The sequence below is a fragment of the Actinomadura montaniterrae genome (genome assembly GCF_008923365.1).
In the GTDB taxonomy this organism is placed as follows: Bacteria; Actinomycetota; Actinomycetes; order Streptosporangiales; family Streptosporangiaceae; genus Spirillospora; species Spirillospora montaniterrae.
In genome coordinates this window covers 18,225-30,328 of the sequence record NZ_WBMR01000113.1, presented here as the reverse complement: position 1 = coordinate 30,328, position 12,104 = coordinate 18,225, and the positions used below count along the sequence as shown (strand labels likewise).

General features: G+C 74.5%; 11 protein-coding genes. 7 read left to right on the top strand and 4 right to left on the bottom strand.

Going from position 1 to position 12,104, the window contains the following annotated elements; genetic code table 11:
• The 3 genes from F9B16_RS30655 to F9B16_RS30645 form a co-directional block, all read left to right on the top strand.
• On the top strand, positions 1 to 1,105 hold a 1,105-nt coding region (locus F9B16_RS30655; protein WP_151543698.1), incomplete at its 5' end, for a YihY/virulence factor BrkB family protein.
• Between the two features lie 39 nt (positions 1,106 to 1,144).
• Positions 1,145 to 2,131 (top strand): phosphotriesterase family protein, encoded by a 987-nt coding sequence (locus F9B16_RS30650; protein ID WP_151543697.1) that lies wholly within the window; start codon positions 1,145 to 1,147, stop codon positions 2,129 to 2,131.
• Positions 2,132 to 2,199: 68 nt separating this feature from the next.
• The gene (locus F9B16_RS30645; RefSeq protein ID WP_151543696.1) at positions 2,200 to 2,895 is read left to right on the top strand and encodes a phosphoribosyltransferase; all 696 of its coding nucleotides are present in this window, start codon (positions 2,200 to 2,202) and stop codon (positions 2,893 to 2,895) included.
• Between the two features lie 325 nt (positions 2,896 to 3,220).
• Here the strand turns inward: F9B16_RS30645 and F9B16_RS30640 are convergent, their stop codons facing one another.
• The 4 genes from F9B16_RS30640 to F9B16_RS30625 all read right to left on the bottom strand — a co-directional run bounded on the left by F9B16_RS30640 (position 3,221) and on the right by F9B16_RS30625 (position 6,907).
• On the bottom strand, positions 3,221 to 3,517 hold the full coding sequence (locus F9B16_RS30640) for a WhiB family transcriptional regulator (protein ID WP_021600082.1): 297 nt from the start codon (positions 3,515 to 3,517) through the stop codon (positions 3,221 to 3,223).
• A gap of 185 nt (positions 3,518 to 3,702) precedes the next feature.
• Positions 3,703 to 4,605, bottom strand: a complete 903-nt coding sequence (locus tag F9B16_RS30635; protein ID WP_151543695.1) for a sucrase ferredoxin — start codon at positions 4,603 to 4,605, stop codon at positions 3,703 to 3,705.
• A 146-nt stretch (positions 4,606 to 4,751) separates the two neighbouring features.
• Entirely contained in the window at positions 4,752 to 6,302 is a 1,551-nt protein-coding gene (locus F9B16_RS30630; protein WP_151543694.1) for a glycerol-3-phosphate dehydrogenase/oxidase, read from the bottom strand.
• Entirely contained in the window at positions 6,299 to 6,907 is a 609-nt protein-coding gene (locus F9B16_RS30625; RefSeq protein WP_151543693.1) for a TetR/AcrR family transcriptional regulator, read from the bottom strand. Before F9B16_RS30625 ends, F9B16_RS30630 begins: the two co-directional genes overlap by 4 nt.
• Positions 6,908 to 7,013: 106 nt before the next feature.
• Between F9B16_RS30625 and F9B16_RS30620 the strand changes: the two genes are divergently transcribed.
• The 4 genes from F9B16_RS30620 to F9B16_RS30605 all read left to right on the top strand — a co-directional run bounded on the left by F9B16_RS30620 (position 7,014) and on the right by F9B16_RS30605 (position 11,940).
• On the top strand, positions 7,014 to 8,603 hold the full coding sequence (locus F9B16_RS30620; protein ID WP_151543699.1) for an FAD-binding oxidoreductase: 1,590 nt from the start codon (positions 7,014 to 7,016) through the stop codon (positions 8,601 to 8,603).
• Positions 8,604 to 8,608: 5 nt separating this feature from the next.
• Positions 8,609 to 9,499, top strand: a complete 891-nt coding sequence (locus F9B16_RS30615) for a diacylglycerol/lipid kinase family protein (protein ID WP_151543692.1) — start codon at positions 8,609 to 8,611, stop codon at positions 9,497 to 9,499.
• Between the two features lie 385 nt (positions 9,500 to 9,884).
• Positions 9,885 to 10,283 (top strand): YccF domain-containing protein, encoded by a 399-nt coding sequence (locus tag F9B16_RS30610; RefSeq protein ID WP_151543691.1) that lies wholly within the window; start codon positions 9,885 to 9,887, stop codon positions 10,281 to 10,283.
• A 142-nt stretch (positions 10,284 to 10,425) separates the two neighbouring features.
• On the top strand, positions 10,426 to 11,940 hold the full coding sequence (locus F9B16_RS30605) for a metallophosphoesterase family protein (protein WP_151543690.1): 1,515 nt from the start codon (positions 10,426 to 10,428) through the stop codon (positions 11,938 to 11,940).
• Positions 11,941 to 12,104: the final 164 nt, after the last annotated feature.

Here is a 12,104-nt window from a genome sequence, read left to right as displayed (position 1 = left end):
CGCCCGCACCGCCGCGGCGCGCGTCCGGGCCGCCGCCGGCCGCGTCCGCACGGCCTTCTGCGCCGCGCTGGGCGTCCTGGCGCGCTCCGGCGGCCCGGTGGGCTGGCGGCTGGTCCGCGGGACGGCGGTCGGGGCGTTCCGCTACCGGGTGACCGGGCTCGCCGCCGAGATCGCGTTCTTCGCGCTGCTGTCGCTGCCGCCGCTGGCCCTCGGGCTGATCGGCACCATGGGCCACTTCCACAACGTGATCAGCGAGGAGACCGTCGAGGACATCCGCAACCGGGCCATCGAGCACGCCCAGACCGTGCTGACCCCCAACGCGGTGAACACGGTCGTCAGGCCGCTGCTGGACGACGTGATCAAGGGCGGCAGCCCCGACATCGTGTCGATCGGCTTCGTGCTGTCGCTGTGGGCGGGCTCGCGCGCGGTCAACGTCTGCATCGACACGATCACGATCGCGTACGGGCTGTCGGGCATCCGCGGCGTCATCCGCACCCGCACGCGCGCGTTCATCCTGTACGTCGTCGGCCTGCTGGTGGGGCTGGTGGTCGCTCCGCTGCTGGTCGCCGGGCCGACGCTGGCGCGGCAGGCGGTGCCGGAGAGCGCCACGATCGTCCAGGTGCTGTACTGGCCGGTGCTGGTGACCCTGTCGATCGTGTTCCTGGCGCTGCTGTACCACATGAGCGTCCCGGTGCGGACGGCCTGGTGGCGCGAGGTGCCCGGCGCGGTGCTGGCGCTGGTGATCTGGGTGGTCGGCAGCCTGGTCCTGCGGATCTACCTGAGCGGGTCGCTGAGCGGGGTGTCGGTGTACGGCTCGCTGGCCGCCGCGATCGCCGTGCTGGCGTGGCTGTACGTGGCGGCGCTCGCGGTGCTGATCGGCGCGACGCTGAACGCCGAGATCGACCGGCTGTGGCCCAGCGCGGGCACCGCCCGGGCGCGGGCCGTCGCGCAGACGCGCGCCCAGCAGCAGGCGGACGCCGCACGCGAGCCCGGAGCCACCGCCGCCTCCGCGGCGGACGAGGCCGATGACGCGGCGGACGACGCCGACGACACGCCGGGCGGCCCCGGCAACGCCGGGACGAATGGTAAAAACTGCACCGAATAAGGCTCTGAAAAGGCCAAACATGTCGTAGCCTCGCTTCCCATGACCCCCCGAGAGGACACCGGCCGGCTCCGGACCGTGACCGGCACGATCGCGACGTCCGACATCACCGGCCCGGTGCTCTCCCACGAGCACCTGCAGATGGACCTGCGCTGGCCGGCCCGGCCGCAGCAGGTGGGGTCCGACCCGGCGCGCTGGCTGGACGAGGAGAAGGGCGTCCAGCGCGAGCTGAACGAGCTGCGCAAGGAGCACGGGCTCGGCCTCGTCGTCGACCTGACCTGCTCCGGCATGGGGCGCAACGCCGCCGCGCTGGCCCGCATCAGCGCGGGCTCCCGGGTCGCGGTGGTCGCCGGGACGGGCGTGTTCACCGAGCCGTTCCACCCCGCGTTCGTCCGCGAGGCCCTCGCCGCCGGCGCCGGCCCGGAGGGCCAGTCCGGCGTGGACCGGCTCGCCGAGCGGCTCCTCGCCGAGATCGGCTTCGGCATGGACGGCACCAACGCGCTGCCCGGCGTGATCGGCGAGATCGGCACGTGGGGCGAGGCGCCGACCGAGGCCGAGGAGCTGTGCCTGCGGGCCGCCGCCCGCGCCGCCCGCTACTCGGGCCTGTCGGTGGCGACCTACGGCCGCGCCGGCGTGGCCCAGCTGGAGATCCTCACCGCCGCCGGGCTGCCCGCCGACCGCGTCGCCGTCGGCCAGCAGGACCGGGTGGACGACCCCGGCCAGCACCGCAAGATCGCCGAGTCCGGCGGGTACGTGTCGTTCGGCACGCTCGGCCTGGCGGGCGAGGACCACGCCGCGATCGGCGCCCGTGTGCGCGCGGTCATGGACCTGCTGGAGGCCGGGCACGCCGAGCGGGTGCTGCTGAGCACCGGCGTCTCGCGGATGGAGCAGATCGTCCGGTACGGGGGCGCCGGCTACGGCTACCTGTTCGGCACCTTCCTGCCCGCGCTGCGCGCCGCCGGCGCCGACGACGCGACCCTCGACACGATCCTGCGGGCGAACCCGCTGCGCTGGCTCACCGCGGGCTGAATCCCGGCGCCCCCGGCGGGTAGGGCTGGATGGAGAGCTCTTCCGCGACCCCGGGAGGGGGTGCGCCGATGTCTTGGAACAGGACGGCGAAGCGGGCGCCGACGGGGGACCGGACCGTCCCGCTGCCCTACGCCGACCGAGGGGAGGCGGGCCGGGTGCTCGCCGACCGGCTCGCGCCGATGGGCCTGGACGGCGCCGTGGTGCTCGCGCTGCCGCGCGGCGGCGTCCCGGTCGGGTTCGAGGTCGCGCGGCGCCTGCGGTCCCCGCTGGACGTGCTGGTGACCCGCAAGATCGGCTTCCCTCCGCAGCCGGAGCTCGGCGTGGGCGCGATCGCCGAGGGCGGCGAGCCGGTGTTCGACCGCGGGCTGCTGGACCGGCTCGGGCTGACCGAGGACGACATGGCCGCGACGGTGCGGGCCGAGCGCGCCGAGCTGGACCGGCGCGTGGCGGCCTACCGCGGCGGCCGGAGCCTGCCGGACGTGGCCGGACGCGCCGTGGTCGTCGTCGACGACGGCCTCGCCACCGGCGGGACCGCGCGCGCGGCCGTGCGGGCCATGCGCAGGCGCGGGCCGTCCCGGCTGGCGCTGGCGGTGCCGGTGGGCGCCGAGGACACCGTGCGGTCGCTGGCGGCCGAGGTGGACGACCTGGTGGTGCCCGCGGCGCCCTGGGACTTCCGCGCGGTCGGGCAGTGGTACCGCGACTTCGACCAGCTCACCGACCGCGACGTGACCGGGTGGCTTGAGCGCGCCGGGACCGCCACCTGACGCGCGAGCGCCACGCGACCTGACGCGCGACCGGCATGCGACCTGACACGCGGCGTGACGGACCGGCCGGCCGCGCGCGCCGGGAAATGGCGGCGGCGAATTTCGGTGAAAAAGCCACGCGGAAGCGTCCACTGCGGTAAAAGCGGCCGGGAAATCCGGGCGGGCCGCAACACAGATGTGACGCACATGTGACGAACGCGGCAGGGCCCGGCCGTGACGGCCGGGCCCTGAGCAACGCAAACGGCCCCGCGGGGCGGGGCCGAGTCGTTTTTCGGTGGCGTGCCGGGGTGCGCGCTGGGAGCGGTTCTGGCGTGCCGTGCGGCGGTCAGGCCGCGTTGGCGCGGCGCATGCGACGGCGGCGCTCGGAGGCGCGCTCGTCCTCGTTCAGACCGCCCCACGTGCCGTACTTCTCGGGCCGGGACACGGCGTAGTCCAGGCATTCCGTGCGGACCGGGCAGCCCATGCAGATCTGCTTGGCCTTGCGCTCGCGGATCTCACGCTCGGGCTGGCGCTCGCCGTCGGGGCCGAAGAAGAGCACGAGGTCTTCCCCCCGGCACGCCGCGGCGTCCTGCCAGCCCCAGCTGGGACGAGGGAGGTTTGCCTGCCGACGTACCTGAGCCATGGAACACCCACCTTGATTGGTTTCGAACAATTTCGGGACATGGACGCATCGACGTGCTTCGGGTGACATGAGTCAGAAGCGCCGAAAGTTCCAACGTCTGGAGTTGCCGCTCTGTTCCCCGTCCGGTTACTCCGGAAACCTGGGGTCGTGCGACAGGGAGACCCTCGAATGGGGCCTTCGAGAGATTACACGAGGGCGGCCTCGTTGAGAAGGGTGAGTTCCGTAACAGCGTAGGTTCTCAGGTTCTCGGCGCACCCCGGGCCGCACGCGGCCTGCTCGACGGCGTCCAGGATGACCCGGTAACGGCTCTCCTGGACGGCGACGATCGCTTCGTAGTGAGATGTCCCTGTGATCGACTCCACGGTCACGGTGTCCAGTTCGAGGCGTCCCGTGTGCGCGCGGACGAAGTGCTCTGCGGCCTGCGCTGGCTCGGGGCTTCCGGCCCGCCCACGCAGCCGGTCGAGCACGACCTCGCCGCGCAGATAGGCGTCGATCGCGGCCACGGCCTGGGTCTCGCCGAGGTCGCCGTAATAGATCCCGTGAGGAAGACATACAAGGTTCGCTGCGAATCGGTCACCACCGACGTGGGTGGTTTCCCAGACAAGCCGGTCAAAACGTCCAGCGAGGGATCGGGCCAGCGGGCCGCCGGTCCGCGCGCAGCAGGCGTTGTGCCGGCCGTGCGCGCAGACCAGCAGGACCGGCTCGGCCTGCCGCTCGCCGAGGCCCGGCGACCGGCCCGCGGCGAGCGCGGGCAGGTCCAGCCCGGACAGCTCCTCCGGATCGGCCAGCTCCCGGCCCTCGATCCAGGCCTCGCGGCCCTGCGAGAACCCGGCGTAGACCTGGATCGGCGGGGTCGTGCGGCGCCGCCCGGGCCGCCGGATGAGCTGCGGCCGCACGCCGGCCGCCTGCGCGGCCCGCACGGCCGCGGCGACCGGGGCGGGCCCGTCCAGGTCGGCCACCCGCTCGGGCCAGGGGCCGGGGTGCTCGATCAGCAGCCAGGAGCGCGCCTTGACGGTCGCGCTCGCCAGGCACGGCCGCTCGCCGGTGTGGCTTCCCGGGCAGTGCCCGCAGCCCTTCCCGCGCGTCAAATGAGTCCCCCCGGCCGGACGGTCCGATCGTCGATGATTAGGTAAGGGTAACCTAAGCCCCTCTGGGCTCACCAGCGGGGTCCCCGAGGTGCCGGCTTGGTCGGGGGGATATCGGGGCCTTTGGGGTGTCTGTACCCAGTGCGCCGTCAGTGCACCGCGGTGCGCGGGAGGAGGGCCTCCGCCGCCGGAACCGCCGCGGCGCGGTCCGCGGCCACCAGGCCGATCCGGGTGCGCCGGTCCAGCAGGTCCCCGGCGTCCAGCGCGCCCTCGTGCAGCGCTCCCCACGCCAGCTCCACGCCCAGCACCGGCAGCCCGGGCACGACCGGCTCCAGCAGTGCGGGATCGTCCCTGCCCATGGCGGCCAGCAGCGGAGCCTCCGTCCCGTAGCGCTGGACGAGGCGGCGCGGCGCGTCGAGCGCGTCCAGCCGGTCCCGCGGCGCGGCGCCGACGAGCGGCAGCGACGCGGTGCGGCTCGGGCCCGCGGGCAGGCCGCGGCCCGCGACCGCGGCGTCCACGGCGTCCTGCGCCATCCGCCGGTACGTGGTGAGCTTGCCGCCGACGATCGTGACGACGCCGTCCCGCGAGGTCAGCACCGCGTGCCGGCGCGACAGGTCGGCGGTGGCGCCCTCGCCGCCGTCCAGCAGCGGGCGGAGCCCGGCGAACGCGCCGAGCACCTCCGAGCGCCGCACCGGCACGTCCAGCGCGGAGCCCAGGATGTCCAGCAGGAAGCCGATCTCGCCGGGCGTCGGCTCCGGCACGTCGGGGATCGGGCCGTCCGCCGGCTCGTCGGTCAGCCCCACGTAGACGCGGCCGTCGCCCTGCGGGATCACCAGCATGAACCGGCTGCTCGCGCCGGGGATCGGGACGTGCATCCCGGCGGTCAGCCCGCGCAGCGACTCCGCGCCCAGCACCAGGTGGGTGCCGCGCGACGGGCGCAGCCGCACGCCGTCCACCAGCCCGCCCGCCCAGACGCCCGCGGCGTTGACCACCGCGCGGGCCCGGACGGTGATCTCCCGGCCGGTCAGCTCGTCGCGGACGAGCGCGCCGTCGCCCGTCAGCTCGACGGCACGGCAGCGGGTCAGGATCCGGGCGCCGTGCGCGGCGGCGGTCCGGGCGATCGCGGTCACGAGGCGCGCGTCGTCGGCGAGCTGCCCGTCCCAGGACAGCAGGCCGCCGCGCAGCCCGTACGGGCGCAGGGCGGGCGCGAGCCGCAGCGTCTCCACCGGCGACAGCCGGCGCGGGCCGGGCAGCACCGAGCGCGGGGTGCGGGCGGCCAGCCGGAGCGCGTCCCCGGCCAGCAGGCCCGCCCGCGACACCGCCGCCTGCGACCGCGACACCAGCGGCGTCAGCGGCAGCACGAACGGCAGGGCGCGCACCAGGTGCGGGGCGGTCCGGCACATCAGCACGCCGCGCTCGACGGCGCTCTCGTGTGCCACGTCCACCTGCCCGGACGCCAGGTAGCGCAGCCCGCCGTGGATCAGCTTGGAGCTCCACCGGGACGTGCCGAACGCCAGGTCGTGCGCGTCGACCGCGGCGACCGACAGGCCCCGGGACGCGGCGTCCAGCGCGGCGCCCGCGCCGGTCGCGCCGAGGCCGACGACGAGGACGTCCACGACCTGCCCGGGAAGGGCGGCGAGGTCGCGTTCGCGGCGGGCGGCGTTCAGCGACGAGGGCGGCGGGACGGCGGCAGGGGTCACGGCGAGAGCATCCTCTCCAGAATGTGCCGGAGTTCGGCGTCGAAGGCGTCGGAGCGGAGCTCGGGGTCGGACTCGTCGATCACGATCTGCGCGGACAGCCCGAACGACTGCACGACCAGCAGCAGCGCGCGCGCCTGGCGGCCGGGGTGGTCCACACGGATCGTCCCGTCGGCGTGCCCGGCGGCGAGCGCCTCCTCGAAGAGCTCGAGGAAGGCCTGCTGGCTGGCGCCGCAGCGGTCCAGCAGGTAGGGCAGCAGCGCCTCCGGGTCGACCTCGACGATCTTGCGGAGCAGCGGGTGGTCGCGGAACGTGCGCACGCCGGCGACCAGCCCGTCCACCAGCCGGGACCGGACCGGGCGGCCGTCGTCGGCGGGGTGCATGGCGGTGCCGATCGCGGTCCACTCGCGGGTCATCAGGTCGGCCACGATCGTGCGGACGTCCGGCCAGCGGCGGTACAGCGTCATGCGGGAGACCCCGGCGCGGCGCGCGATGTCGGTCAGCGTGGTGCGGCGCACCCCGACGGCCAGCACGCAGTCGCGGGCGGCGTCCAGCACGGCGTCGTCGGCGGTCCGGGCCGCCGACCTGTTGTGACGATTCGACGTCATGTGTCACAGTGTAAGCCCACCGGGACAGGTGGACGGGAACGCGGTGCCGGGAGCGGCCCGTCGGAGGGGAGGCGCCTTGACCACCAGCACGGGGCGGACGCGGGACATGCTGTGGAGCGGCTGGGGCGACCCCGCCAAGGCCGCGCCGCTGCCGGAGCCGATGGTCGGGCTCCTGCGCGACCTGCTCGGCGTGAAGACCGGCGACGCGGCCCCCGTCGCCCTCGCCGCGATCGAGGTCGCGGCCCCCCGGCTCACCGAGGACGCCCTCGCCGCGCTCGCCGCGGCCGTCGGCGCGGAGCACGTCCGCACCGACGCCGAGTCGCGCGTCCGGCACACCCGCGGCAAGTCGACCCCCGACCTCGTGCGCATCCGCGCCGGCGAGACCTCCGACGCACCCGACGCCGTCGTGCTGCCCGGCGACCACGACGAGGTCCTCGCGGTGCTGCGGGCCTGCGCGGCGCACCGCGTCGCGGTCGTCCCGTTCGGCGGCGGCACCTCGGTCGTCGGCGGGCTGGCGCCCGAGGGGGTGGACGCGTTCGTCGCGCTCGACCTGCGCCGGATGGACGCCCTGGTCTCCCTCGACGAGGTGTCCCGGACGGCCGTCCTGCAGCCCGGCATGCTCGCGCCGCGCGCCGAGGAGCTGCTCGGCGCGCGCGGCTACACGCTCGGGCACTTCCCGCAGTCGTTCGAGTGGGCGTCGATCGGCGGGTTCGCCGCCGCCCGCTCCAGCGGCCAGGCGTCCGCCGGGTACGGGCGGTTCGACGACATGGTCACCGGCCTCACCGTCGCCACCCCGGAGGGCACCCTGGAGCTCGGCCGGGCGCCGAAGTCGGCGGCGGGCCCCGACCTGCGCCAGCTCGTGCTCGGCTCCGAGGGCGCGTTCGGCGTGATCACCTCGGTGACCGTGCGGATCCGGCCCGTCCCGGCGGAGCTGGCGTACGAGGGCTGGAGGTTCGCCTCGTTCGCCGACGGCGCCGCCGCGCTGCGCCGCCTCGCCCAGGACGGCCCGCTCCCCGTGGTGCTGCGGCTGTCCGACGAGACCGAGACCATGATCGGCCTCGCCGACCCCGCGGCCATCGGCGGCGGCTCCTCGGCCGCCGGATGCCTCGCCGTCCTCGGCTACGAGGGCACCGCCGAGGAGATCGCCGAACGCCGCGCCAAGACGGCCGCCGTGCTGCGGGAGGCGGGCGGCGAACCGCTCGGCGACGCGCCGGGGGAGAAGTGGCGGCACGGCCGCTTCAGCGCCCCCTACCTGCGCGACGCGCTGCTCGACGTCGGCGCGTTCGCCGAGACGCTGGAGACCGCGGCGTTCTGGAGCGACATCCCGGCGCTGTACGAGGCCGTCCGGTGCGCGCTGATCGGCACGCTGTCCGGGGCGGGCACGCCGCCGCTGGTCATGTGTCACATCTCGCACGTCTACCCGGCGGGCGCGTCCCTGTACTTCACGGTCGTGTCCGCGCAGGGCGACGACCCCGTGGCGCACTGGGACGGCGCGAAGCGGGCCGCGTCCGACGCGATCATCGACGCGGGCGGCACGATCAGCCATCATCACGGCGTGGGCACCGACCACCGCGACTGGTACGCCCGGGAGATCGGCCCGCTGGGCGCCGGGATCCTGCGGGCCGTCAAGGACCGCCTCGACCCCGCCGGGATCCTCAACCCCGGCGTCCTCGTCCCGCCGGCCGCCGGGGAGTAGCCGCCATGACCACCTCGCGCGCGTTCACCGCGATCGTCAACCCGGCCGCCGGCGGGTCGGCGTCCGCGTCCTCGCTGATCCCGCTCGCCCGGCTGCTGCGCGAGGCCGGCGCCGAGGTCGCCGTCGAGTACAGCCGCGGCCTGGACCACGCGCACACCGTCGCCCGCGACGCCGCCGCGGCCGGCCGGGTCGTGCTCGGCGTCGGCGGCGACGGCATGATCGGCTGCGTCGGCGGCGCGCTCGCCGGCACGGACGCCGTCTTCGGCATCGTGCCCGCCGGGCGCGGCAACGACTTCGCCCGCCAGCTCGGCGTCCCGTCCGACCCGGAGCTGCTCGCCCCGCTGCTGCTCGACGGGGAGCCCCGCGCGGTCGACGCGATCGAGGCCAACGGCACGCCCGTGCTCGGCAGCGTCTACGCCGGGGTGGACGCCGTCGCCAACGCCAACGCCAACAAGACCCGGCTGCTGCGCGGCTCGGCGGCCTACTACGTCGGGGCGCTGCGCGCGATCGTCTCCTGGCGCGCGGCCGACTACCGGGTGATCGTGGACGGCGAGGAGCACCGCCGCGAGGGCTACACCGTCGTCGCCGCGAACTCCGGCTACTACGGGTTCGGCAAGCACATCGCGCCGGACGCCCGGGTGGACGACGGCCTGCTCGACGTGGTGCTGGTCCGCGACGCCCCCCGGACGCTGTTCTTCGCGGTGATGCGGGAGCTGGAGGCCGGCACGCACGTCCGCCGGCCCCAGGTGGAGGTGCTGCGCGGCCGGGAGGTGCGGATCGAGCTGGCCGGGCCGCCCGGCCGGACGCTGCCCTACGGCGCGGACGGGGAGCTGCCGGGCGTGCTGCCGGTGACCGCGAAGGTGATGCCCGGGGCGCTCCACGTCCTGGCCCCGTGACCCGCCGATCCGGGTCGCGAAAATAACTGTTCTGACCTGCACAGACGCAAGATCCACGGTTTTTGGACGCTCGTTTGGGGTGGTTTACACACCCATTACGGCCCTCCGTATAGCGTCAATTACGTCCCGCTTTCGGGACCTTGGGGTCGTCTGTGGAGGCATCATGAGAAGGCGATCGCTCGCCGTTCTGGGGGGACTCATGATGGCCGCAGGCGCCCTCCGCGTGGTGGCGCCGGCGTCTCTGGGGGTGGCGCCGGCGCCCACCACGGTCCGGTTCCGGCTCGGTCCGGCCCGCCCCGTGCCGATCCGGAGCCTCACCGCTCCCGCCGCCCCCGCCCCGGCGCGCCCCGTTCCCGCGCGGGTGGCGCACGCCTAGGCTGAGCGCGTGCGCACCCTCCTCAACGTGATCTGGCTCGTCTTCTCGGGCCTCTGGCTGGCGATCGGATACGCGGTCGCGGGCCTCATCTGCTGCGTGCTCATCATCACGATCCCGTTCGGCATCGCCGCGTTCCGGATCGCGATGTACACGCTCTGGCCGTTCGGCTACACGGTGGCGCGCCGGCGCGACGCCGGCGCGGGCTCGGCGATCGGGAACGTCATCTGGCTGATCGTCGCGGGCTGGTGGCTCGCCCTCGGCCACCTGTTCACCGGGATCGCGCTCTGCGTCACGATCATCGGCATCCCGTTCGGCATCGCCAACTTCAAGCTGATCCCGATCTCGTTGCTGCCCCTCGGCCGCGAGATCGTCCCGTCCGGCGACCCGCGCGCCTTCGGCGCCGCGTAAGCGCGGCGGCATATGAGCGCCCCCAACCTGAGCGCCCCGGCATAAGCGACACGCCCCTTCCGGCGGGCCGTGTTGCTTGACGCCCGAGATCGCCTGCGGACAGGCTGGAGGCACCCCCTTCACCCCCTGCCGGAGGCCCCCCTTGTGCGCCGAGCAAGCCGCCGCCCCCGAGAACTCCCGCGCGTCCGAGGCGGGCGCCGGATGGGCGTGCGGCAAGCCGGGCACGTTCCGGGACCTGCTGCCCGAGCACGTCCCGGACTTCTCCTGGCGCCGCCCGAAGGTGCTGTGGCGGTCCCGCAACGACGTGGTCGCGCGGCTGTTCGGCGACCCGTCCAACGCGATCCGCCGCCGGGCCGTCGCCGCGCTGCGCGAACGCGGGACGCCCGCCGCGTTCACCGTCCACCGCTCGGAGGAGGAGTTCTCCTTCGCCCTCCTGGGCGACACGGGGGAGGGCGACCGGTCGCAGTACGCCGTCGTGCCGCCGCTGCTGCACGCCACCGCCGGCACCGACTTCATGGTCGTCGCCAGCGACGTCATCTATCCGACCGGTGACGCGGGCGACTACCCCGAGAAGTTCTACCGGCCCTACCGGGACTATCCCGCGCCCATTTACGCCGTCCCCGGCAACCACGACTGGTACGACGGCCTCCGCGGCTTCCTGCACATCTTCTGCGGCCTGGACGCGGACTGCGCGCCGCACTGGCGCGGGCCGCTCTCGTTCATCCCGCGCCTGTTCTGGCGGCACTCCGGGAACGTCGATCGGCGCGCGCTCGCGGAGGCCCGCTCGCTGTACCGGGGCGCGCCCGGGCAGCAGGCCGTCCAGCCCGGGCCGTACTGGGCGATCGACACGCCCTCGCTGCGCATCATCGGCATCGACACCGGGATCCTCGGCGGCATCGACCGCGAACAGGGCGAATGGCTGCGCGAGGTGTCCGCGGGTCCCAAGCCCAAGATGCTGGTCACCGGCAAGCCGCTGTACGTGGACGACGAGCACCACCCGGGGCCGATCGAGGGCGGCGGGACGGTCGACGAGATCGTCCGGGACCCGGCGCACAACTACGTGCTCGCGGTCGGCGGCGACATCCACAACTACCAGCGCTACCCGGTGAAGGTCGACGCGACGGGACGCGTCATCCAGTACCTCGTGTCGGGCGGCGGCGGCGCGTTCATGCACGCGACGCATACGATCCCGCGCGCGGACGTGGTCGAGGAGAAGGACTTCCGCTGCTACCCGCTGCGGGGCGACTCGCTGTCGCGCTACAGCCAGCTGTACGGGCGCTGGACCCGGATGCCGGGGCTGTTCGACCTCACCCCGGAGGAGGCCACGGCCGTCATCCGGTCGCGGGTGGGGATCGTGCCGGGACGTACCTACGACGGGCTCCAGCCGTCCCGCCGGGCCCGGTTCGTCGCGTTCGTGCTGGGCGTGCCGCGGGGCGGGCGGCGCCGTCCGCGCTTCCTGCGGCTGCCGGTCCGCAAGATGCCGCAGCGGTTCCGCTCGGAGATGGCGGACTGGGACAGCCCGCCGTTCTTCAAGAGCTTCCTGCGGCTGGACGTGACCGCGTCGGAGCTCCGGGTCCGCTGCTTCGCGGCGACCGGCTGCGGCGACCAGGAGGCGGCTCCGCCGGTCGAGGACGAGGTGACGATCCCGCTCCGGTGAGGCGGGAGTGGCGGGCGGATTGGAGAATCCGCCAGAAATGTCGACAAAATGCGTCGATTTGCCGCGCGACGTGCCGTAATGCCGTTACAGTCTCAGCTCACCGAACAGGTGACCGGTAACGGACGGTCGGCCGGAGAACGACCGCGTCCACAGGAGAGCGACTC

Bases quoted from the DNA above. Each gene is read 5' to 3' on its own strand.
- F9B16_RS30650 (WP_151543697.1), top strand. From the start codon at position 1,145: ATGACCCCCCGAGAGGACACCGGCCGGCTCCGGACCGTGACCGGCACG.
- F9B16_RS30645 (WP_151543696.1), top strand. From the start codon at position 2,200: ATGTCTTGGAACAGGACGGCGAAGCGGGCGCCGACGGGGGACCGGACC.
- F9B16_RS30640 (WP_021600082.1), bottom strand. From the start codon at position 3,517: ATGGCTCAGGTACGTCGGCAGGCAAACCTCCCTCGTCCCAGCTGGGGC.
- F9B16_RS30625 (WP_151543693.1), bottom strand. From the start codon at position 6,907: ATGACGTCGAATCGTCACAACAGGTCGGCGGCCCGGACCGCCGACGAC.
- F9B16_RS30620 (WP_151543699.1), top strand. From the start codon at position 7,014: ATGCTGTGGAGCGGCTGGGGCGACCCCGCCAAGGCCGCGCCGCTGCCG.
- F9B16_RS30615 (WP_151543692.1), top strand. From the start codon at position 8,609: ATGACCACCTCGCGCGCGTTCACCGCGATCGTCAACCCGGCCGCCGGC.